The 23,377-nt window shown below is 53.5% G+C and carries 19 protein-coding genes and 2 tRNA genes; 9 read left to right on the top strand and 12 right to left on the bottom strand.

Annotation, left to right across the window (positions count from 1 at the left end):
- Positions 1–110 precede the first annotated feature (110 nt).
- Positions 111–1,262, top strand: coding sequence for a cyclopropane fatty acyl phospholipid synthase (cfa, locus tag IMQ33_RS04405; protein ID WP_196062523.1), 1,152 nt, complete (start codon positions 111–113; stop codon positions 1,260–1,262).
- 40 nt (positions 1,263–1,302) lie between these two features.
- On the opposite strand, the gene IMQ33_RS04400 is transcribed toward cfa, so the two are convergent.
- Together IMQ33_RS04400 and IMQ33_RS04395 are read right to left on the bottom strand one after the other, a co-directional pair.
- Entirely contained in the window at positions 1,303–1,596 is a 294-nt protein-coding gene (locus tag IMQ33_RS04400; protein WP_037374799.1) for an I78 family peptidase inhibitor, read from the bottom strand.
- Between the two features lie 42 nt (positions 1,597–1,638).
- Complete coding sequence (locus IMQ33_RS04395) at positions 1,639–2,283, bottom strand: riboflavin synthase subunit alpha (protein ID WP_196062522.1); 645 nt, start codon at positions 2,281–2,283, stop codon at positions 1,639–1,641.
- 335 nt (positions 2,284–2,618) lie between these two features.
- On the opposite strand from IMQ33_RS04395, the gene IMQ33_RS04390 reads away from it, so the two are divergent.
- From IMQ33_RS04390 to IMQ33_RS04365, 6 genes are all read left to right on the top strand, one after another.
- The gene (locus tag IMQ33_RS04390) at positions 2,619–3,995 is read left to right on the top strand and encodes an MATE family efflux transporter (protein ID WP_098931280.1); all 1,377 of its coding nucleotides are present in this window, start codon (positions 2,619–2,621) and stop codon (positions 3,993–3,995) included.
- Between the two features lie 192 nt (positions 3,996–4,187).
- Positions 4,188–4,264 (top strand) — tRNA-Val (locus tag IMQ33_RS04385).
- Between the two features lie 21 nt (positions 4,265–4,285).
- A tRNA-Val gene (locus tag IMQ33_RS04380) sits at positions 4,286–4,362 on the top strand.
- 127 nt (positions 4,363–4,489) lie between these two features.
- Positions 4,490–4,795, top strand: a complete 306-nt coding sequence (locus IMQ33_RS04375; RefSeq protein WP_161739709.1) for a cupin — start codon at positions 4,490–4,492, stop codon at positions 4,793–4,795.
- Positions 4,796–5,222: 427 nt separating this feature from the next.
- Entirely contained in the window at positions 5,223–6,635 is a 1,413-nt protein-coding gene (gene pykF, locus IMQ33_RS04370) for a pyruvate kinase PykF (RefSeq protein WP_065686104.1), read from the top strand.
- A gap of 307 nt (positions 6,636–6,942) precedes the next feature.
- Positions 6,943–7,179, top strand: coding sequence for a major outer membrane lipoprotein (locus tag IMQ33_RS04365; RefSeq protein WP_005165631.1), 237 nt, complete (start codon positions 6,943–6,945; stop codon positions 7,177–7,179).
- A 153-nt stretch (positions 7,180–7,332) separates the two neighbouring features.
- Here IMQ33_RS04365 and IMQ33_RS04360 read toward each other — a convergent pair whose 3' ends face one another.
- The 7 genes from IMQ33_RS04360 to sufA all read right to left on the bottom strand — a co-directional run bounded on the left by IMQ33_RS04360 (position 7,333) and on the right by sufA (position 14,220).
- Positions 7,333–8,352: a L,D-transpeptidase family protein gene (locus IMQ33_RS04360; RefSeq protein WP_196062521.1), complete on the bottom strand. Its 1,020-nt coding sequence runs from the start codon at positions 8,350–8,352 to the stop codon at positions 7,333–7,335.
- A 280-nt stretch (positions 8,353–8,632) separates the two neighbouring features.
- Positions 8,633–9,049: a cysteine desulfuration protein SufE gene (sufE, locus tag IMQ33_RS04355; RefSeq protein ID WP_065686102.1), complete on the bottom strand. Its 417-nt coding sequence runs from the start codon at positions 9,047–9,049 to the stop codon at positions 8,633–8,635.
- Positions 9,050–9,066: 17 nt separating this feature from the next.
- Positions 9,067–10,287, bottom strand: coding sequence for a cysteine desulfurase SufS (gene sufS, locus IMQ33_RS04350; RefSeq protein ID WP_196062520.1), 1,221 nt, complete (start codon positions 10,285–10,287; stop codon positions 9,067–9,069).
- Entirely contained in the window at positions 10,284–11,570 is a 1,287-nt protein-coding gene (gene sufD, locus IMQ33_RS04345; protein WP_196062519.1) for a Fe-S cluster assembly protein SufD, read from the bottom strand. The genes sufS and sufD overlap by 4 nt, the downstream gene beginning before the upstream one ends.
- The gene (gene sufC, locus IMQ33_RS04340) at positions 11,545–12,291 is read right to left on the bottom strand and encodes a Fe-S cluster assembly ATPase SufC (RefSeq protein ID WP_021804565.1); all 747 of its coding nucleotides are present in this window, start codon (positions 12,289–12,291) and stop codon (positions 11,545–11,547) included. The genes sufD and sufC overlap by 26 nt, the downstream gene beginning before the upstream one ends.
- 43 nt (positions 12,292–12,334) lie before the next feature.
- Positions 12,335–13,834, bottom strand: a complete 1,500-nt coding sequence (gene sufB / locus IMQ33_RS04335) for a Fe-S cluster assembly protein SufB (protein WP_196062518.1) — start codon at positions 13,832–13,834, stop codon at positions 12,335–12,337.
- A gap of 14 nt (positions 13,835–13,848) precedes the next feature.
- On the bottom strand, positions 13,849–14,220 hold the full coding sequence (gene sufA / locus IMQ33_RS04330) for a Fe-S cluster assembly scaffold SufA (RefSeq protein WP_196062517.1): 372 nt from the start codon (positions 14,218–14,220) through the stop codon (positions 13,849–13,851).
- A gap of 474 nt (positions 14,221–14,694) precedes the next feature.
- Between sufA and IMQ33_RS04325 the strand changes: the two genes are divergently transcribed.
- Positions 14,695–15,099 (top strand): hypothetical protein, encoded by a 405-nt coding sequence (locus IMQ33_RS04325; protein ID WP_024486172.1) that lies wholly within the window; start codon positions 14,695–14,697, stop codon positions 15,097–15,099.
- A gap of 171 nt (positions 15,100–15,270) precedes the next feature.
- Here the strand turns inward: IMQ33_RS04325 and menI are convergent, their stop codons facing one another.
- The gene (gene menI / locus IMQ33_RS04320) at positions 15,271–15,687 is read right to left on the bottom strand and encodes a 1,4-dihydroxy-2-naphthoyl-CoA hydrolase (protein WP_021178115.1); all 417 of its coding nucleotides are present in this window, start codon (positions 15,685–15,687) and stop codon (positions 15,271–15,273) included.
- Positions 15,684–18,740, bottom strand: coding sequence for an FAD-binding and (Fe-S)-binding domain-containing protein (locus IMQ33_RS04315; RefSeq protein ID WP_196062516.1), 3,057 nt, complete (start codon positions 18,738–18,740; stop codon positions 15,684–15,686). The genes menI and IMQ33_RS04315 overlap by 4 nt, the downstream gene beginning before the upstream one ends.
- Positions 18,741–19,116: 376 nt before the next feature.
- Here IMQ33_RS04315 and ydiK point away from each other — a divergent pair, with 376 nt between their 5' ends.
- Positions 19,117–20,217, top strand: coding sequence for an AI-2E family transporter YdiK (gene ydiK, locus IMQ33_RS04310; protein WP_196062515.1), 1,101 nt, complete (start codon positions 19,117–19,119; stop codon positions 20,215–20,217).
- A 419-nt stretch (positions 20,218–20,636) separates the two neighbouring features.
- On the opposite strand, the gene ppsA is transcribed toward ydiK, so the two are convergent.
- The gene (ppsA, locus tag IMQ33_RS04305) at positions 20,637–23,015 is read right to left on the bottom strand and encodes a phosphoenolpyruvate synthase (RefSeq protein ID WP_065686095.1); all 2,379 of its coding nucleotides are present in this window, start codon (positions 23,013–23,015) and stop codon (positions 20,637–20,639) included.
- Between the last annotated feature and the right edge of the window lie 362 nt (positions 23,016–23,377).

Below are 23,377 nucleotides of genomic sequence, written 5' to 3'. Positions count from 1 at the left end.
ATTTCAGACACCACGGTGAATTTTTACCGTAGGTATACGTATGTCCCTGTAGAAATTGGCTACATTAAATTCTGCAGGATCATAAGTCAGAAGAAGGTGATGGAGAAGCTATGAGTTCATCGTGTATAGAAGATCTGAGCATCCAGGATAACCATTGGTATCGTATCGCTCATGAAATGCTTAGCATGGCCGGTATTGAAATCAATGGTTCACGCCCTTTCGATATTCAGATCAATAATCCCAATTTCTTTAAACGCGTACTGCAAGACGGCTCTCTGGGGCTGGGCGAAAGCTATATGGACGGTTGGTGGGAGTGCGAACGGCTGGACATATTTTTTCAGCGGGTTGTCGCAGCTGGCCTGGAAAAGAAACTGCCCCACCACCTGAAGGATATCTTGCGTATTGCCGCCGCCCGCCTGACCAATCTGCAATCCCAAAAACGCGCCTGGATCGTTGGCAAGGAGCATTACGACCTGGGTAACGATTTGTTTACCCAGATGCTGGATCCCTATATGCAATATTCCTGCGGCTATTGGCAACAGGCCACGACGTTGGAAGAAGCGCAAGAGGCCAAGCTACGGCTAATTTGCGAAAAACTGCACCTGCGGCCTGGTATGCGGGTATTGGATATCGGCTGTGGCTGGGGCGGCCTGTCTACGTATGCGGCCAAGCACTACGGCGTTTCCATGGTGGGGGTCACCATCTCCGCAGAACAGCAGAAAATGGCGCAAGAGCGCTGTGCCGGTCTGGACGTGGAAATTCTACTGCAGGACTACCGCGATCTCCACCAGCAGTTTGACCGCATCGTCTCAGTCGGCATGTTCGAACACGTTGGGCCGAAGAACTACCGAACCTATTTCGAGGTAGTGGAACGTAATTTAAAACCCGATGGCATTTTCCTGTTGCATACCATTGGTTCCAACGAGACCGATATGAACGTTGATCCGTGGATCAATAAATATATCTTCCCCAACGGCTGTCTGCCGTCGGTGAAACATATTGCCCAGGCCAGCGAAGGCCGTTTCGTCATGGAAGATTGGCATAATATCGGCGCAGATTACGATCGCACCCTGATGGCCTGGTATGAACGTTTCAAACAGAGCTGGCCACTGCTGGCATCGCGCTATTCCGAACGTTTTGAAAGGATGTTCAGTTATTACCTTAATGCCTGCGCAGGAGCGTTCCGCGCTCGCGATATTCAACTTTGGCAGGTAGTATTCAGCCCTAAAGGTGTCGAAGGCGGTCTGCGAGTTCCCCGCTAAAATCCTTTACCCCAACCCACAGGGTTGGGGTAAAGGGTTATTAACCGCAATAAACGCGAATGATTTTGTCTTCACTGTCACCCAGGAAGTTCAAGCGCTTTAGATTGAAGTCCATGGTTACCATAGAGTTATAAGGAATAGTCCGTACCTGCTGGGGAATATTAACCCCGTCCAACGCAGACAACGGTTTACCCACATAATTCTGATACTGCGATGCACCGCAGGTATCATCTTCAGCCTCGGCAGACTGTGAGTTCGCCTGTTCTGGGGAGCTTGAACAGGCGGTCAGCGCCAACAGCGCCGCTAGCATCATCGTTTTCCCATAAAACTTCACGTTTGGCTCCTATGTAGGGTTATCGGTACAGGATTCTCAGGCTTAGGGTACTGGCGGCTTGGTGACAGCTAACACAGCCTCACGATTGGCTAGCACACGCTCGACGGTATCCACCACCGCTTGAGTTTGCGGATCGATTTCTATATTGACCTTGTCGCCCAGGCGCTTTTTACCCAGCGTGGTGCGCTCAAGGGTTTCCGGGATCAAATGCACACAGAAACGGTTATTGACCACCTCGCCTATGGTCAGGCTAATGCCATCGATGCCGATGAAACCCTTATGCAGCACATATTTCATCAAATCGATATTCGGCATACGCAGCCAGATCTGGCGATTATTTTCCGAGGTATAAATCTTGGTGACTTCCGCGGTACAGATAATATGCCCGGACATCAGGTGCCCGCCGATTTCATCGTTAAACTTGGCGGCTCTTTCCAGATTGACCACATCACCCAGTTTAAGATCGCCAAGATTGGTCAGCCGCAGGGTCTCTTTGATCAGGTCAAAGCTGACGCGATTGCCTGCGATCTCCGTGACGGTCAGACAGCAGCCGTTGTGGGCCACCGAGGCCCCCAACTCCAGCCCTGGTAACAGCTCATCAGGCATTTCAACAACGTGGGTACGGAAGTTGGGTTTTTCATCAATGGCAACCAGCGGGGCGGTGCCTTGTACGATACCGGTAAACATGTTGGCCTCTTCTTTATGACTATGTTCAACGCGCTGTAAGCAGTTTGCCCCAGTTACGGCAGAAAACCAAACGCACAACGGCAAAAAAGCAGTGCTTGCCTAGTTTATATCCTGGGATTAGTGTCCTCAGCTAACAACGCTGTAGTTTCAAGGCGACGGATAGATACTCTATGGATTTCAAGCTACAGCTTGAAAGACGGCCGGTATAACTATTTCGTTACAACCTTTGCTAAAACCCGGCTAGCAGGTACAATCTTTTGGGCATATTCCGCAGTTTTTAGTTGTTGCTGATGCAGCGACACCCCTTCCCCATAAATAATTAGAAAGGTGTATACGTGCAGAAGTACTTTATTGAGGCGCGTAGTTTATTGGCCCTCGCAATTCCGGTCATCATCGCGCAAATATCCCAAACCGCAATGGGCGTGGTCGATACCATCATGGCTGGCTCTTATAGCGCCACGGATATGGCCGCCGTTGCCGTCGGGACCTCTATCTGGCTGCCGACCATTCTGTTCGGCCACGGTTTACTGCTGGCCTTGACCCCAGTAATCGCCCAACTCAACGGCGCGGGTCGCCGCGATCGTATCGCGTATCAGGTGCGCCAGGGCTTTTGGCTGGCATCAGGGGTTTCACTACTGATTATCGCCGTGATTTATAACAGCCAGTTGGTGATCGACATGATGCACAACATCGATCCGCTGCTGGCTGAAAAAGCCGTTGGTTTCCTGCATGCCATTATGTGGGGAGCTCCCGGCTATTTGTTCTTCCAGGTCGTCCGTGGCCAATGTGAAGGCTTATCCAAAACCAAGCCCGGCATGGTAATCGGCTTTTTGGGTCTGTTGATCAACATCCCGATCAACTACATATTGATTTTCGGCAAGTTTGGCATGCCGGAAATGGGCGGCGTCGGTTGTGGTGTCGCCACCGCCAGCGTGTATTGGATGATGTTCCTGATGATGCGCTGGTATGCCAAACGTGCGTCCTCGTTGCGGGATATCAAGCTGGAGCAAGGCGCACATCGTGGTCCGGACTGGCAAGCGTTAAAACGCCTGATCGGCATTGGCCTACCGGTTGCCTTGGCCTTGTTCTTTGAGGTGACGCTGTTTGCCGTGGTGGCATTACTGGTTTCACCGCTGGGTATCGTCGCGGTTGCCGGGCACCAGATTGCCCTGAACTTCAGCTCACTGATGTTTGTACTGCCGCTGTCGCTCGGCGTTGGGGCCACCATCCGCGTTGGGCACCGGCTGGGCGAGGGCTCGGTAGAGGGCGCTCGGATTGCCGCCTATGCGGCGATTGCCGTTGGCATCGCCATGGCCAGTTGCTCGGCGTTGTTCACCGCCGCATTCCGCGAGTCTATCGCCCTGCTGTATAACGATAACCCTGCGGTCGTGACCATGGCCTCCCATCTGATGCTGCTGGCGGCGATTTACCAGATATCCGACTCCATCCAGGTGATCGGTAGCGGTATTCTACGGGGCTACAAAGATACCCGGGCAATCTTCTACATCACCTTTGTGGCCTATTGGGTTCTCGGATTGCCAAGCGGCTATCTGCTGGCGCTGACGGACTACATCGTGCCGGCGATGGGGCCAAGCGGATTCTGGTTCGGCTTTATTATCGGCCTGACCTTCGCCGCTATCATGATGGTATTGAGGATGCGTTGGTTACAGCGCCAACCCCCGGCGTTGATTTTGCAGCGTTCCACCCGTTAATAGCGTTCGCCGGTTTGTCACAGGCAAACCGGCGAGTTCCTCGCCAGCCATTGCAGAAAAAACCGCCTTACTGCACATAAGCTCAGCAATCGCGTGAAATACCAAATAAAATTGCGTTTTTCCCCTTGCCAGCGGCCGGGTTGCTCGTTAATATTCGTCCCCGCTGTCAGCCATGACAGAGAGGAAAAAGATGCGTCTGTAGCTCAGTTGGTTAGAGCACCACCTTGACATGGTGGGGGTCGATGGTTCGAGTCCATTCAGACGCACCAAATTCCTGAAAGTAGCACAGTGCGTCCGTAGCTCAGTTGGTTAGAGCACCACCTTGACATGGTGGGGGTCGATGGTTCGAGTCCATTCGGACGCACCACTTCTTGTTTTGTTTCGCTTCCCAGTATTATCTCTCGCCTAACGGTAACCCAATTTAACAGTAATACCGGACAGAGCGTCAGCCCGTCGCGTATCATCAGCGCAGTATCCTGATGGAGGTAATTTTGATGTCGGTTTTTAAATCACAGCTGCCGTTCGAACAACTCGACAATGGGCTCGCCCGCCGCCAAGGGCTAATGAGCGATGGGAGCACCGCCTGGGAAGTCAAGTTTGCCGCAGGCACCTTTGACCAACTGCAAAAACGCCCCTACCCCCAGCAAATCCGCATCCTTTCTGGGATCTTCGAGTTCACCGTCGGCAGCGACGTGCATACCCTGATGACCCAGGAAACGTTGACGATCCCTGCCGCTACCGTATTTGGCTGTTTCTGTCTGGATGACGGAGTCCTGCTGGAAATCCAGCAAAGCGCTTGAAAGCGTGAAGTCCGTCACGTTATTTTTTCAAAACATAATCCGTTACAGTCATGCTATTTGCGCAACAAACCCGCTGGCAGACGGCATATTTGCGCCACATTTGCTGATTTTATGTACAAACCTGCCAGCGACTGCGGTTTTTTGTTTTGTTTCCAGCCGCATAGCCTTATAATGCGCAACGTCTTTCAGTTGAATGGTTTCAGCCCTTGATCTGCGAAAACGCAATTACAACAAATTCTCATCCTCGCTTTTTGCGCAGCCTACCCGCACCTGGGCATCGGCCGAATTTTTCCACCCCATTTCGACCAAGGTCACCTATCCTTAACTATGTTTTGCATTGCCAGGCACAGCCCAAATCCCTTACCGATGGCCTAGCCGCCGGTACCGTTAGTTTTATTATCCATCACAACTTGCAGAAAAAATCGTCATGAAAAAGACCAAAATTGTTTGTACTATCGGCCCGAAAACCGAGTCGGAAGAAATGCTGACCAGCCTGCTGAACGCGGGCATGAACGTAATGCGCCTTAACTTCTCCCACGGCGATTATGAAGAACACGGTAACCGCATCAAGAACATGCGTGCGGTCATTGCCAAAACCGGTAAAAACGCCGGTATCCTGCTCGATACCAAAGGCCCGGAAATCCGTACCATGAAGCTGGAAGGTGGCGTTGATGCAGCCCTGGTTGCTGGCCAGACCTTCACCTTCACCACCGACCAGAGCGTTATCGGCAACAAAGAGCGCGTTGCGGTGACCTACCCTGGCTTTGCTGCCGACCTGAAAATTGGCAACACCGTACTGGTGGATGATGGCCTGATCGGTATGGAAGTGACTGCGGTTACCGAAAGCGAAGTGGTTTGTAAGGTACTGAACAGCGGCGATCTGGGCGAAAACAAAGGCGTTAACCTGCCAGGCGTTTCCATTCAGCTGCCAGCGCTGGCCGAAAAAGACAAACGTGACCTGATCTTCGGTTGTGAGCAAGGCGTAGACTTCGTTGCGGCTTCCTTTATCCGTAAGCGTTCCGACGTGCTGGAAATCCGTGAGCACCTGAAAGCCCACGGCGGCGAAAACATTCAGATCATCTCCAAGATCGAAAACCAGGAAGGCCTGAACAACTTCGACGAAATCCTTGAAGCGTCTGACGGCATCATGGTAGCTCGTGGCGATCTGGGTGTTGAAATCCCGGTTGAAGAAGTGATCTTCGCGCAGAAGATGATGATCGAGAAGTGTAACCGTGCACGCAAAGTCGTTATCACCGCGACCCAGATGCTGGATTCAATGATCAAGAACCCGCGCCCTACCCGTGCAGAAGCCGGTGACGTTGCCAACGCCATCCTGGACGGTACCGATGCGGTTATGCTGTCTGGTGAAAGCGCCAAGGGTAAATACCCGCTGGAAGCCGTTACCATCATGGCAACCATCTGCGAACGTACCGATCGCGTGATGCCTAGCCGTATCGACACCCTGAACGACAACCGTAAACTGCGTATCACCGAAGCGGTATGCCGCGGTGCGGTAGAAACTGCCGAAAAACTGGACGCGCCACTGATCGTTGTTGCCACCAGCGGCGGCAAGTCGGCCAAATCTGTGCGTAAGTACTTCCCTAACGCCGTAATCCTGGCGCTGACGACCAACGAAGTCACTGCCCGTCAGTTGATCCTGAGCAAAGGTATCACCACTCAGATGGTCAAAGAAATTGCTTCTACCGACGACTTCTACCGCATTGGTAAAGAAGTTGCTTTGGCGAGCGGCCTGGCACAGAAAGGCGACGTCGTAGTGATGGTTTCTGGTGCTCTGGTACCAAGCGGCACCACCAATACTGCCTCGGTTCACGTGCTGTAATAATAAACGTGACAACAAATCTGTGACCCAAACGCCGCTTAGCGGCGTTTTTTTTATCTGCAATACTGTACTTTCAGAAAAACGCAACCATTAAAGCGGTTTATTTCGCCAATTTCATTTGAGAGTTGTCCCATAGAATCAGGCTGTTTTCCTTCGATTTTTTAACTATTTTGCAAAACAAGATGCAAGTTTGAGCGAACGATCAAAATAAAGGGCCCTAATACAAAAAATTTATTCTCTTTCGAAAAAAGTTTGTGTAATACTTGTAACGCTACATGGAGATTAACTCAATCTAGAGGGTGTTATAATGAATCGTACTAAACTGGTACTGGGCGCGGTAATCCTGGCTTCTACTATGCTGGCTGGTTGCTCAAGCAACGCTAAAATCGATCAACTGTCTTCTGACGTTCAGACTCTGAACGCTAAAGTTGATCAGCTGAGCAACGACGTGAACGCAATCCGTTCTGACGTTCAAGCAGCTAAAGACGACGCAGCGCGCGCTAACCAGCGTCTGGACAACCAAGCACACGCTTACAAAAAGTAAGTTTGCTTCGGTTATTGAAAACGGTGCACATTGTGCACCGTTTTTTTTTTGCCTCTCATTTACCCCCTTGCAGGCAAAAAAAAGCCCGGCTCAACGCCAGGCTTCAGATTGGTGACACAAGGGGAATACCACGCCCTTACACAATGCCGTAACTCAGTTCACCGAGCTAATCGGTGCCCCAGACTCGTCAGAGGTGTCAGCTCCCTCACCAGGAAGCGCTGTAGACGGTGTAGCGACCTCAGAAGGCTCTTGCCCTACACTGACCAGCACTGGCATACCAGAACGCCGTACAATGGCGCTGTCGAGCATTGCCTTATCGGTTTGTGGATCGGCAGCAAAGGCTTTCTGATTTTTAGAAAGCGCGATCGGCATGGTCTGCGGATCGTCACTGGCCACTCTGGACAATGGCTGATGCACTTCTACATAGCGTTTGCCGTCTGGCTCAACGGAGACCTTCACCGGTTCATTGACGATTTGCACTCTGGTGCCTTGTGGCACCTGGTTGAACAGCGCTTCGATATCGTCCGGGCGCAGGCGGATACAGCCTGAGCTCACACGCATTCCGATACCAAAGTTGGCATTGGTGCCGTGGATCAGGTATTCACCGTGCCCCATGGCCAGACGCATGGCAAACAGCCCCATTGGATTCTCTGGCCCAGCCGGTATTACCGCTGGCAGGGTAACGCCCTGTGACTGGTAGCGCTTACGAATGTTGGCGGTGGGTGTCCAGGTTGGATTCGGGATCTTCTGGCTGACCGAGGTCACCTTCAGCGGCGTATTCATACCGGTCTGGCCAATACCGATCGGATAGACAATCACCTTATCTTCCCCTTTCGGGTAATAGTACAAGCGCAGTTCTGCCAGATTGACCACAATTCCTTCACGTGGAGTATCCGGCAGTAGCATCTGTGTTGGGATCGTCAGCGCCGACCCCGGTTTAGGCAGATAGGGATCGGTACCCGGGTTGGCCTCCAGCATGCCCAACAGCCCAATCTTGTAGTCTGCCGCAATGGCTTCCAGCGAACGGCCATCGTTTGGCACGTTGTAAATTGTATTCTCACCAATCAGGCGGCTGCCTGGCGGCGGCAATGGGTATTCGTTCGCACTGGCGGCCTGGGTGCCGGTCAGTACGGTGGCGAATAACACGCCCATTAGAGTCAACGCACGTTTCATTCTGATCCCTATTGTTATTACGGTTCATTGCAAGGCTAGCGGTCGCTGGCCAGCAGGTAAATAAGACAAATACTCGTTCGATATTAGCAAGAACCTGTTTAAAGGCAATAAATTGTAAAAAATCAACATGTTATAACGTAATCAAACGCAGGAATTGTCAATGCATCGTCAACGAGTAACTGACTGAAATAACTATGATTTGCGGAAAACCGGCGGAGTTTGGCAGGAATTGTAAAGGCTCATTGACATAACGTGCCGTCAATAAGCCTTGGGTGCCCGGTCAGGCGAGCTGGGCCGCTTTACTGCGAATAGCGCGGATCATCGCTTCCAAACCTTGAGAACGGGAAGGCGTCAGATGTTGGCTCAAGGCCAGTTCGCTGAAGAATGGGCGTACATCCAGATCGAGAATTTGCTGCGGCGTAAGCTGGTGATAAACAATAAACACCACCGCCAGTAGCCCCTTGACGATAGCAGCATCGCTATCACCATGAAACTCAACCTGCCCTTGCGCGTTGTTGCTCATCACGATCCAGACCTGGCTTTGGCAGCCAGAAATCAGGTTAGCCGCCTGCCGCTCGCTTTCATCCAGCGGTGGCAACTGGCTACCCAGTTCGATCACATACAGGTACTTCTCTTCCCAATTCAGGCAGCGAGAAAAATTACGCACCAATTTATCTTTGTCCGGCAAATGCGCCATGGGGCTCCCTTTAATGATTAGCCTAACAAGCTGTGGATGCGCTGCAAACCGGCGACCAGCCGATCCACTTCCTGGCGGGTATTGTACAACGCCAGCGAGGCACGGCACATACTTGGCACCCGGTAGAATTCCATCAGCGGCATGGCGCAGTGGTGTCCGGTGCGGATCGCAATGCCGTATTGATCCAGGAAACTGCCCACATCGTAGGCATGGTGTTCACCCAGGTTAAAGGCAATCACGCCGGCACGCTGTGCTGGGCCATAGATCTTCAGCGTTGGCACCTGCTGCAATCCATCCAATGCGTAGCGCATTAAAGATTGCTCGTACTCGTGGATGTTTTCCAGCCCCAAAGCCTCGACATAGTCGATGGCCGCCCCCAGCCCCATCATACCTGCCGTATTAGGTGAACCGGCCTCAAAACGCCAGGGAGGCGCTGCAAAGGTAGTGCCTTGTGTCAGGCTTACCCGTTGGATCATCGCGCCGCCACCTTCCCACGGTGGCATCTGTTCCAGCAACGCTTGCTTACCATACAGAATACCGATACCGCTAGGCCCATACAGCTTGTGGCCGGAGAACACATAGAAATCACAGTCAAGCGCCTGGACATCGATACGCTGATGCATCACCGCCTGAGCGCCATCCACCAGCACTTTCAGCCCAGCCGCTTTGGCCACGGGAACGATCTTATGCAGTGGGTTGACGGTTCCGAGCACGTTCGATACCTGGGTGATCGCCAACAGCTTGGTGGAGGCATCGATCAGGCCCGGCAGTTGCGCCAGATCCAAGGTGCCGTCTGGCTGCAATGGCCAAACACGCAGCGTGATGCCACGCTCTTGCGCCAACATTTGCCATGGCACAATGTTGGCGTGGTGCTCCATCTCGGTGATGATGATGCTATCGCCCGCCGTCAGCAAATGGCGGCCAAAACTGTTCGCCACCAGATTAATGCCTTCGGTAGTACCTTTGACGAACACGATTTCTTCTGCAGAATCCGCGTTGATAAAGCGCGCCACTTGCTCACGCACGCCCTCCATCTGCTGGGTAGCTTCGGCGCTCAACGTATGAATGCCGCGGTGAACCGCGGCATAACCGTGACGGTAGAAATCCAGTTCGCGGTCAATCACGCTCTGCGGTTTCTGCGCGCTCGCAGCACTGTCCAGATAAGCCAACGGTTGCCCATTGACCTCCCGAGCCAGCAAAGGAAAATCACTACGTACCTGTTCCAGGGGATAACTCATGCCGCCTCCTGGGGTAAACGATCGGCGATACGAGTCAGCACCAACTCCCGTATGACCGGGTCGGCAATGCCCTCCGTCAGTTCAGCGGCAAAGGCAAAGATGATCATCTGCTGCGCCGCGTGCTTATCAATACCACGCGATTGCAGATAGAACAGCTGCTCTTCATCGATCCGGCCCACGGTGGCACCGTGGCTACATTTGACATCATCGGCGTAGATTTCCAACTGCGGTTTGGTATCTACCTCCGCCACCTTGCCCAACAACAGGTTGTGGTTGTTCATTTGCCCGTCGGTTTTGATCGCATGTTGCGCGACCTTGATCATGCCGTTGAACACCGCTTTGGCTCGATCGCTGACCACCGTTTTGTGCAGTTGGCGGCTTTCGCAGTAGCCTTTGTTGTGTTCCAGATAGGTACGGGTATCGCATACCTCTTTACCTACCGGCAGCACCAGGCTATTGATGACCAGATTGCTCCCCTCACCGTTTAACTGCGCACTGGTGTGGTGGCGTGTCAGCCCCGCCCCGAGCAGGAAGCTGTCGCTTTTAACCCGCGCATCGCGGCCAACCAGCAGGTCGTTATGGGCAAAGTGATAACTGGCCTGGCTCTCAAACGCCAGTTTGCAATGATGCAGCTCGGCATTATCACCCACCGTCACGGTCAAGCGCGCACCGGTGAAGTGAGCCGCAGCAGTGACGCTGGTGTAGTGTTCGATGACTGAAGCTCTTGCGCCACTAGCAATCTCCAGATGATGCCGGTGATGCAACGTATTCACTTCTCCGGGCTGCTCGCGACCGGTGCTGATATGCAACAGATAAAGGGGTTTAACCGGATCTTTGCCAGCCGCCAGGCTAATCACGCTGATTTCCTGTGCCAGGCTTTCTGTCAAATGCAGGAAAATTTCAGGCTGGATCGGATCCGGCAGCGTGAGTGGCGCATCATAGGCCACCCTGGTAAACCGGTAGTCGCCAAGATCCTCATCGCTCAGTTGAGGACATAAGCGCCCATCGACAAACACCAGGCGATACGCATCGATTTTCAACGCCAACTTGTCACGCTGCTCCGCACTGAGCTCGTTGTCTACAGGCTCTAGAAACTGCTGCTCCAGCAAGCCTTCCAACGGAGTATATTTCCAGTTTTCCTGCTTGCGAGTCGGCCAGCCTTGGCGCAAAGCCTGCTGCCAATGGGCTAACGCATGCGCAGAACGCTCGCCGCCGCGCGCTTCGAACAGGCTGTACATTTGCTGTAGTGCCCGTGAATTACTGTTGGTCGGAAAGCCAGCCATAACCCTGCTCCTCCAGCTGTTTCACCAACGAGAAATCACCGGACTTCACTATGCGCCCCTGGGAAAGCACGTGAACGTAATCCGGTTTGATGTAATCGAGAATACGCTGATAGTGGGTGACAATAATAAAGGCGCGCTTGCCGTCACGCAGCGAATTGACGCCGTTGGCGACGATCTTCAGGGCATCAATATCCAGCCCGGAGTCCGTTTCATCCAGAATGCACAGCTCCGGCTCCAGCGCGGCCATTTGCAGGATGTCGTTGCGCTTCTTCTCACCGCCGGAAAAACCGACGTTGACCGAACGGGTCAACAGATCCGCTGGCATATTCAGCAACTCGATCTTCTGTTCGATAAAGTCGGCAAAGTCGAAGCGATCCAGCGCCTCTTGGCCACGGTAATTACGTACCGCATTCACCGAGGTCTGCAGGAAGAAATGGTTGCTGACGCCGGGGATCTCTACCGGATACTGGAATGCCAGGAATACGCCCTCACCGGCCCGATCCTCAGGAGCCAGCTCCAGTAGATCTTTACCTTTAAACGTCACTTCCCCAGCGGTGACCTCATACTCTTCCCGGCCAGCCAACGTGGCGGAAAGCGTGCTTTTGCCAGAGCCATTCGGCCCCATAATGGCGTGCACTTCACCCGGTTTGATGTCCAGGCTCAGCCCCTTGAGGATTTCATTACCTTCGGCGCTGACGTGCAAATTCTTGATACTTAACATGCTGTGTCCTCAGATCGCGCTGCTGCGCTATAAATGCGGGTGCTTAACCGACGCTGTGTTCCAGGCTGATAGCCAGTAACTTCTGTGCCTCCACGGCAAACTCCAGCGGCAGCTCGGAGAACACGTCCTTACAGAAACCATTGACGATCATCGAGATAGCGTTATCTTCGCTGATGCCCCGTTGCAGGCAGTAGAACAGTTGATCGTCACCAATCTTCGAGGTGGTAGCCTCATGCTCAAGCTGGGCGCTGTTATTACGCGTTTCCACATAGGGGAAGGTATGCGCCCCGCTGTTGGGCCCGATCAGCATCGAATCGCACTGGGTAAAGTTACGGGCGTTTTCCGCCCCAGGCAGGATTTTCACCAGCCCACGATAAGTATTTTGGCTGTGCCCGGCGGAGATCCCTTTGGCAATAATGGTCGACCTGGTGTTTTTACCAATGTGGATCATCTTGGTGCCAGTATCCGCCTGTTGGTAGCCGCTGGTCAGCGCCACCGAGAAAAACTCACCGATCGAGTTGTCGCCCTGCAAGATCACGCTTGGGTATTTCCAGGTGATGGCCGAGCCGGTTTCCGACTGTGTCCACGACATTTTGGACCCTGAGCCTTCACACAGCGCACGCTTGGTGACGAAGTTAAGAATGCCGCCCTTGCTTTCGCCGCCGCCGGAGAACCAGTTTTGCACCGTGGAATACTTCACTTCGGCGTCTTTATGCAGGATCACTTCTACCACCGCCGCGTGCAGTTGATAGCTGTCACGTACCGGCGCTGAGCAGCCTTCGATATAGCTGACGTAGCTGCCTTCATCGGCAATCAGAATGGTACGTTCAAACTGGCCGGTTTTCGCAGCGTTAATACGGAAATAGGTGGAAAGCTCCATTGGGCAGCGTACGCCCTTCGGCACGTAGACTAAGGTGCCGTCGGAAGCCACCGCAGCGTTTAGTGCGGCAAAGAAGTTGTCGTTATGTGGCACCACTCGGCCCAGATACTTACGTACCAAGTCTGGATGGTCGTGAATGGCCTCACCGAACGAGCAGAAGATCACCCCACTCTCCGCCAGCTTTTCACGGTAGGTGGTCGCGACGGAAACCGAGTCGAAAATGGCGTCTACCGCCACTTCGCTACCTTCACGTACAGGTACACCCAACTGATTAAACGCCAGTTCAACCTCGCTGGTCAGGTAGCCGTTTTCCGTACTGGCACCAGGCTGCTGCTCCGCCCCAGGCTGAGAACCGCAGGCATCATCACAGCTGCCGCAGGACGGCGCTGAATAGTAGCTGTAATCCTGATAGTTAAGCTTGTCATAGTGGGCTTTCAGCCAGTGTGGCTCTTCCATTTGCAGCCAGGCACGGTAAGCCTCCAGGCGGAATTCCAGCATCCACTCGGGTTCGTTACGCTTGGCCGAGATAGCGCGCACCACCTCTTCGTTGATACCTTTGGCCAACTCATCGGTGGCCAGTTGGGTAAAGAATCCTTCCTTGTAGCGACCTTCGCTGACCCAAGCCGGTACATCTTTCGCTGTTTCTACGTTGCTTCGTGTCATGTTGATTGCATCGCTTAAACGCCAAAGCTCTCACCGCACCCGCAGGCGTTCTGAGCTTTAGGGTTATTAAATTTGAACATCTGATTCAGCCCTTCCCGAACAAAATCTACCGTGGTGCCATCGAGAAACGGCATCGCTTTGAGCGGCACGAACAGCTTGGCCCCGTCACGTTCGAACAACAGATCGTCGCTGGCCGGTTCGCGGGTCAAATCCAGTACATAGGCAAAGCCTGCGCAACCGGATTGTTTGACGCCGAGTTGCAGCCCTTTCACCTGAGCATCCTGCTGCATGAGTCTGATTATCTGCTTCACCGCGCTGTCGCTCAGCGAAATGCCTTGCCAGACGTTATCTGCCAAAGAAAAAGTACCAACATCTTCCGTATGCATATGGCCTACCTCACATTCGTGTTTACTACAGCCGATCTGGCTTACCGCCCATGTTAGTGATAATGATTATCACTTCAACCGTTTGTTTTGCGGGGGTATTTGCCAAACGCCCGGATTTACGCTCGGCAACACGATAAATCGATGGCGCATCCAGGCAGAATAGACACGGGGATAATTTTTATCCCTCTGAATTCATAGCAATTCATCATATCTCGTACGGCTTATCCCGCAGCCTCGACAAGGTTATAACACCGGATAAGTCGTCTGTTTTAAACATTCATAGAAAATACCTATTTCTGCATTTTGTCTGTCTGAAAAATGCCTTTCCCTGCTTTAAGTCTAGTCGCTCGCGTATTTTTAGCCCGTGGCGGTCAAAAGACCCACAACAGAAAAAAAACTGCGGGGAGCATTGATCATCGCCACAGCTGCAAATATGATAATGATTATCATTAAGCTTTAATTGGGCGTGGACCTATGGCTATCTCGATGAATGCGTGGCTGCTGAGCAAAATTGATGAATACAAGTTCAACATCCGTGATGCCACAGTGGATTTCTATATGGCGGAAGCGGCGTTACAGCGGCCGGAATGCAACATCAATCATCTGAAGCGTTACAACGGCGTCAGCCTTGGCATGGCGAATTTATGCCTGGAAAATGGCGATGACGAGAGTTACCTGCATGCGCTGAGCAAACTGCATAACCGGCTGATCGTCGAGATCAACAACCCACAGCGTTGTCAGCTGTTCCGCGTACAGTGCTATCATTTTGCCCGGCATACGCTAACGCTGATTTGCCAGAAATATTCGATGGAAGGCGGCTGGGACAAGGCTACCGCTTTTCAGAAGGATTTTGTGAAACGGGTCCCCTTCCAGTTATAAAGCTGGCCCCTCTCGCACAGGGCAAGAGGACCGATCGAGTGCAACTGAAATTCGGTGACGTACTTTGGATGAGGGGCATTCGCGTTTGCAGAGATAACCTCCTTACTTCCAAAAGAGCAGAGGCCAACAGCTCCCTCTCCCTGTGGGAGAGGGTTAGGGTGAGGGGGGCCTCTATTCCAATACCGCCGTGGTCAGCCGTGAGGTACAGCACAGGCGATCGCGATCGTCGAAGATCTCGATCTGCCAGACCTGATTGCGGCGGCCAGCGTGCAACGCACGACACACTCCGCGCACCTGCCCTTTAAATACCGCGCGCAGGTGGTTGGCGTTAATCTCCAACCCCACCACCTTTTGTTCCCCTTCGGTGCACAGATAACCCGCCATTGAGCCCATCGACTCAGCCAGCACCACCGAAGCCCCACCGTGTAACAGGCCAAACGGCTGGGTAGTACGGTGATCGACGGGCATCACCGCCTCTAAATAGTCATCTTCCAAACGGGTGAACTGAATGCCCACATGGGCAACCATGCATCCTTCGCCGCTTTGGTTGAGTTGTTCCAGCGTTGTTTCACGTTTCCACAGCTTCACGCAATCATCTCCAGAAGTGCCTGTAATGGATGCCGCACGCCATTGCCTTCAATGCGTTTTACCTGGCTGCGGCAAGAATAACCGGTCGCCAGACAGCGTTGCCTTGGCAAACGTTGTAGCGCCTGATGCCATGATAGCTCATAAATACCCAAGGAATTTTGCAGATTCTTGGCTTCGTGACCGTAAGTGCCCGCCATGCCACAGCAACCCACGCTGACGTTTTCCAACTTGGCGCCAAAACGGGCAAAGATGGCAGCCCACTGCTGGGTACTCGCCGGTAATGCGGTGGTTTCGGTACAGTGGCCAAACAGATACCAGGCTTCCCCGGTGGCAGGCTGTTCCGCACGTTCTGCCAGCAACTTTTGCAACCATTCATGGACCAGTTGCACCTGGAAACTCCCCCGTTCGGCCCCGAGAATTTCTTGATACTCGTCGCGATAACACAGCACCAGCGCCGGATCGACACCCACCATCGGCATCCCCAGTTTGGCTACCCGGTTAAGGAAGTCCGCGGTCTTGCGCGCCGTTTTGGCAAAGCGCGTCAGGAAGCCTTTGATATGCTGTGCCTTACCGTTCGGTGAGAAAGGCAACAGTACCGGCTTGTAGCCCAGCTTTTCCACCAGCCGTACAAAGTCTGCCACGACCTGGGCATCGTAATAGCTGGTAAACGGATCCTGCACCACCAGCACATGCTGTTCGCGCTGGCTTTCGCTCAATGCTTCCAACTGTTCAAGCGTCATGCTGAACGCGCTATGGCCCGACAGTTGTTGGCGTAACGTTGGGCTGGATAGCAGCGGTAAATCCACCATACCGATGCTGCTGCGGCTCAGTTCGCGCACCCATGGCTGCTTGAAGAAGAAGTTGAACACCTTCGGCGCCTTGGCCATCAACGGGGTATAGCTCTCGACACCAGCGACCACGTAGTCACGCATTGGCCGCAAATAACGGGTGTGATAAAGCTGCAGGAAGCGTGAACGGAAGCCCGGCACGTCGATCTTGATCGGGCACTGGGTCGAGCAGGCTTTACAAGCCAGGCAGCCAGACATCGCTTCTTTGACTTCATGGGAGAAGTCATATTCGCCCTTGCCTGCATGCCAGCTATTACGGGTTTTCTCAACCAGGGTGCGGAAGCTGAGGCGCTGCTGCGGCAACTGTTTTTCCAACGCAACGGGGTCGACGCCCTGCTCTGCCAATAACCGTAACCATTCGCGCACCAGGGCCGCACGGCCTTTCGGCGAGTGGATCCGATTAGCGGTGATCTTCATCGATGGGCACATCGGGCTGTGGACATCAAAGTTGAAACACAGTCCGTTGCCGTTACACTCCATCGCGCCACGGAACGAGGTGCGGACATCGATGGGAATGCGGCGATCGAAAGTACCTCGCTTTACCGCATCAACTTTCATCATCACGGCATCTACGCCCAGCGGCGGGCAGATTTTACCCGGATTGAGGCGATTGAGCGGGTCAAACGCAGCCTTGATGCGGCGCAGTTCTTCATAGAGCTCCTCGCCGAAGAACGCCGGGCTATACTCCGCCCGGAAGCCCTTCCCATGTTCCCCCCATAGCAGGCCGCCATACTTCGCGGTTAACGCCACCACCTGGTCAGATATTTGCTTCATCAGCACTTCTTGCTGGGGATCGCACATATCTAACGCCGGGCGCACGTGCAGCACCCCGGCATCAACGTGGCCGAACATACCGTAACTCAGGTTATGGCTATCCAACAGTTGGCGAAACTCGGTGATGTAGTCGGCCAGGTGCTGCGGCGGCACGCAGGTATCTTCAGCAAACGGGATGGGTTTGGCCTGCCCTTTGGCGTTACCCAACAGCCCAACCGCCTTTTTGCGCATATTGTAGATGCGCTCAATGCCGGTCAAATCGCCGCAAATCTGATAACCGATCACCCCAGCCTGCTGCTCGGAGATCAGGTCATCCAGACGCTCGCACAACGCTTCCATCTGGCCGTCGATCAGTTCCTTATCGTCACCGGCAAACTCAACGATGTTCAACCCGAGCATCTCTTTATCCGGCACGTTGGTGATCAGCTCGCTGACCGAGTGCCAGACGATATCTTCGCGGGCCAGATTCAGCACTTTGGAATCAATGGTTTCCACCGACAACGCCTTGGCTTCCACCATAAAGGGCGCATTGCGCAGGGCCGAATCGAAAGAGTCATATTTGACGTTTACCAGCCGCCGTACCTTCGGCAACGGTGTGATATCCAGCCGCGCTTCGGTGATAAAGGCCAAGGTCCCTTCGGCACCGGTCAGAATGCGGGTCAGATCGAAGGTTTGCAGATCGTCGCTCAGCACGTGGCGCAGATCGTAGCCAGTGAGGAAGCGGTTAAGCTTGGGGAATTTTTCCAGGATCAGCGCCCGTTGCTCGCGGCAACGATTCAGCACGGTTTGGTAGATCCGCCCTTCAGGCGTATCTTCCTGGGCAATCGTTTCCGCCAGCGGCGTCGGCATGACGCGGGTATCGATCATTTCGCCCCCCAGCAACACCGCCCGCAGCCCCAGCACATGGTCTGAGGTTTTGCCGTATACCAGCGAGCCCTGACCAGACGCGTCGGTATTGATCATGCCACCGAGGGTAGCGCGGTTGCTGGTGGAAAGCTCCGGCGCGAAGAAATAGCCGAACGGCCGTAAATACTGGTTGAGCTGGTCTTTAATCACCCCGGCTTCTACCCGCACCCAACCCTGCTCGACGTTGATGTCCAGAATGCGGTTCATGTAACGCGACATATCAACCACAATGCCGGTGTTAAGTGCCTGTCCATTGGTGCCGGTGCCGCCACCGCGCGGGCTGAAGGTGAGCGCCTTGAAGCGGTCTTCGTCGGCCAGACGGGCGATCAGCGCCACATCAGCGGTTGAGCGAGGAAACACCACCGCATCGGGCAACAGTTGGTAAATGCTGTTGTCCGTCGCCATCGTCAGCCGATCGGAATAGCTAGTGGCGGTATCGCCGTTGAATCCGCTCTGTTTTAACGCGGCCAAAAAGTCCAGCACCCGTTGAACGAGGCCGGATGCCTGAGAAATTTGTGGGATCATTCGCTTGTTTGACTCTGTCTGCTCTTAATTGCTTAATCGGGCCCGGAACTGGCCCTCCCCTGTCTTTTATTATCACGATAACCGCAAGGGGCGTAACCCGCTCCTACATCATCGCTATCTACCTCATAATGGCGGGTGTTTTGCCGCTTGTACATCCTGAATTTGGCATTATTTGGCGGGGAAAATGGTAGCGCAGCCGATGGCTGCGCTTTAGGAAGAGGAAAGTCTGGCGGTTATTCCACTGCACTTAATAGTGAAAGGCTGTACCGCAGATGACGTTCCACGGCAAAATGTGCTGCTGACTGTGAAAGTTGCCAAAAATGCTCCATGATAAAAGGGTACCAAGGAATTAACTCACTAGGATGAAAACGCATTCATGACACAACCGCAACGCCGCTACGATTTACCGACGATAATTTTTGGTGTGCTGTTTATCGCCATTATGATCGTCGCCAGTTTTTGGGTCATTCAACCCTTTATTCTGGGATTTGCCTGGGCATCCATGGTGGTGATCGCCACCTGGCCGGTATTGATTAAACTACAGAGCCTACTTTGGGGCCGTCGGTCGTTGGCCGTGCTGGTGATGACCATCCTGCTGCTCTTACTGTTTGTGCTGCCTATTGCCCTATTGATCAGCAGCGTGGTGGATAACAGCGCACCAATCGTAGCCTGGGTGAACTCGCCGGGCCAGCTCCACGTTCCACAGCTTGAGTGGCTGCGCTCCATTCCGGTGATCGGGCACAAAGTCTACAACAGCTATCATCTGTTGGTGAACACCGGTGGTAACGCCCTGGTGGCCAAAATTCAACCTTACTTTGGCCAAACCGCCACCTGGTTTGTCACCCAGGCGGCACATATTGGCCGTTTCCTGATCCACTGTTCGCTAATGTTACTGTTCAGCGCCTTGCTGTACGCCCGCGGTGAGCAGGTTGGCATGGCGATCCGCCATTTTGCCGTGCGCCTTGCTTCCACTCGGGGCGACGCGGCCGTGTTACTGGCCGGGCAAGCGATCCGTGCTGTCGCATTAGGCGTGGTGGTGACGGCATTGGTGCAATCGATCCTGGGCGGTATTGGGCTGGCCGTTTCTGGCATTCCGGCGGCCACCTTGCTGACCGTAGTGATGTTCGTCTTTTGCCTCGCCCAACTGGGGCCATTGCTGATCTTGGTCCCGGCCATTATCTGGCTGTACTGGACCGGTGACACCACCTGGGGCACAGTGCTATTGGTGTGGAGCTGTGTGGTCGGAACTCTGGATAACTTCCTGCGCCCGGCGCTAATCCGCATGGGTGCCGACCTGCCGTTGATTCTGATCTTGTCAGGCGTTATCGGTGGCCTGCTGGCCTTCGGGATGATTGGCCTGTTTATCGGCCCAGTCGTGCTGGCGGTCTCTTATCGGTTGATTAGCGCCTGGGTGAACGAAGCCCCGGAGCCCACCGCCGATCTGGAAGAAGTCGCCAAAGATTTAGAACAGCTGTGATCCCGGCATCGCCTGCTCATCCATTGGGCAGGCGATTAACCTAAATATTCTCTTTTCCCGCCGCATCGTCCCCGATAATTATTCGGCTGACTCACCTCTTGCCATAATAGATGCCATTCAAATACCTGTTCTTGCAATGAACCGGTACATTCCAGGCTGTTTTATTGGGACGATTCTTAATGACGCGCGCCAGATAACTGCCTAGTATAAAACTCTATCTTACTGAAAATCATTGCTTTCCATGCATCGTTTTCCAGCCAAGTCACCTAACAGAGTTACCCCGAATCACTGAATTGCTGTGTGTAGTCTTTGCCCGTCTTTTGATGGGCTTTTTTTTGTGCAAAATAACCCGCCAATATAAAAAAACCGCCAGATTTAACCGGCGGTTTTATGTTTTCAACAGACGTTGTTATTCAGGTTTACTTTCTTTGTGACAAATTAACCCAGGTCTGCACCACGGTATCCGGGTTAAGCGACAGGCTATCAATCCCCTGATCCATCAGCCACTCGGCAAAGTCTGCATGGTCTGACGGACCTTGCCCACAGATGCCGACATATTTGCCGTGACGCTTGGCCGCCTGGATCGCCATGGAAAGCAGCGCCTTGACCGCCTCATTGCGTTCGTCAAACAGTTCTGAAACCACACCGGAATCGCGATCCAGCCCCAGCGTGAGCTGCGTCATATCGTTGGAGCCGATAGAGAAGCCATCAAAGTGCTCAAGGAACTGATCGGCCAGCAAGGCGTTGGACGGGATCTCACACATCATGATCACTTTCAGCCCGTTTTCGCCGCGCTTGAGGCCCTGACGCCCCAACTCTGCCACCACGGCCTCCGCCTGAGCCACGGTACGCACAAACGGCACCATCACCTCAACGTTGGTCAAGCCCATTTCATTACGTACCCGCTTCATCGCGGCACATTCCATGGCGAAGCAGTCGCGGAAGCTGTCCGCCACGTAACGACCTGCGCCACGGAAACCTAGCATCGGGTTTTCTTCGTGCGGCTCATATTTCTCGCCGCCGACCAGGTTAGCGTATTCGTTAGATTTGAAATCGGAAAGGCGCACGATGACGCGCTTCGGCCAGAATGCCGCCCCCAGCGTAGCGATCCCTTCGGTCAAACGACCGACATAGAACTCGACCGGATCGTCATAGCCTAACATCAGCGTCTTGATTTCTGCCTGCAGCTCCGGGGTCTGCTGATCGAACTCCAACAGGGCACGCGGGTGTACGCCGATCATGCGGTTGATAATAAACTCCAACCGGGCCAGCCCCACACCTTCATTTGGCAAGCGAGCGAAGTCGAACGCGCGGTCTGGGTTGCCGACGTTCATCATGATCTTCAACGGGAGCTCTGGCAGTTCAGTGACTTCCGAGCTTTGCACGCTGAATTCCAGCATGTCGCTGTAGACAAAGCCGGTGTCGCCTTCGGCGCAGGACACGGTGACTTTCTGCCCTTCTTTCAGCAGATCCGTTGCGTGGCCACAACCTACAACGGCAGGGATCCCCAGTTCACGGGCAATGATCGCCGCATGGCAGGTACGCCCGCCACGGTTGGTTACGATCGCAGCCGCCTTCTTCATGATCGGTTCCCAATCCGGGTCGGTCATATCGGTGACCAACACGTCACCCGGTTCAATGCGATCCATTTCGCTGATATTGTGGATGACCTTCACCGGGCCAGCCCCAATGCGATGACCGATGGCTCGGCCTTCCACCAGCACGGTGCTGTTACCGTTCAGTTGGTAGCGTTCCATCACCTGCTCATTGGAACGCACGGTTTCTGGCCGCGCCTGGACTATCAGCAGCTTGCCGGTATGGCCGTCTTTGGCCCACTCGATATCCATCGGGCGGCCATAGTGTTTTTCGATCAACAACGCCTGATGCGCCAGTGCCTGGACTTCATCATCGGTCAAAGAGAAACGATTGCGTTGCTCTTCTGGCACATCTTCGATACGTACCTGCTTGCCGTGATCCTGTGAAGGCGCGTACACCATGCGGATTTTTTTCGAGCCAAGGTTGCGGCGCACAATGGCCGGATTGCCCTTTAGCAGCGTCGGTTTATGGACATAAAACTCATCCGGGTTGACCGCCCCTTGCACCACCATTTCCCCCAGGCCGAACGCCGAGGTAATAAACACCACCTGATCAAAGCCGGACTCGGTATCAATGGTAAACATGACCCCAGAGGAAGCCAGGTCGGAGCGCACCATGCGCTGTACACCGGCGGAAAGCGCCACGCCACGGTGATCGTAACCCTGATGCACACGGTAAGAGATGGCACGGTCGTTAAACAGGGAGGCGAAGACGTGTTTGATCGCCACCATCACCGCATCAATGCCCTGTACGTTGAGGAAGGTTTCCTGCTGGCCGGCAAACGAGGCGTCTGGCATATCTTCGGCCGTGGCGGAAGAACGCACGGCAAAGGAGGCTTCGCTTTCGCCCTCGGACAGTTGTTGGTACGCCAGGGTAATTTCACGCTCAAATTCCGCGTGGAAAGGCGTATCGATCACCCATTGGCGAATTTGCGCACCGGCCTTGGACAGCTGAGCAATATCGTCAACGTCAGTCTGATCCAGCAGCTGATAAATGCGCTGGTTAACCCCACTTTGCTCAAGAAAATCGTTAAATGCCTGGGCGGTGGTGGCAAAACCGTTGGGTACGGCCACGCCCAAATCGGAGAGATTGGTGATCATTTCACCGAGGGAGGCATTTTTGCCACCGACACGGTCAACGTCGTGCATGCCAAGCTGGTTGTACCAAAGCACATTACGCAAGTCTGGGCCATTGTTAGACATCGAGACAATCCTTATTGCTATCAGTAGGGTATTGACGGATTTTTGACTCGTACCGCAAAAAACGGCACCCACCCACACTAGCACAATGATCCATAGACAATGGACAGGTGAATCGATCAAGCCAATGAAGAAAATAGCAATTAAGAGAATTCCATCGGGCACAACTTTATTAGGGATCGTTCCCTAACTGGCGAAAAGCTTACAATTCAACAAATTATGTATTATTTAAACTTTCGCTTAAATACCCATGTTTTTAGTAATTGATTTGACGAAAATAGCGCCAACTTGTGTCAGCGCAGCTAGTTAAAATAGCATCTGTCATTTTATTAAAAATGAAAATGGGTTTTATAAAATATATTTAA

It is taken from the genome of Serratia sp. Res13-Sevr-LER1-36-b (assembly GCF_015673035.1).
GTDB classification, from domain to species: Bacteria; Pseudomonadota; Gammaproteobacteria; order Enterobacterales; family Enterobacteriaceae; genus Chania; species Chania fonticola_C.
This window is presented reverse-complemented; position numbering and strand designations above follow the sequence as displayed.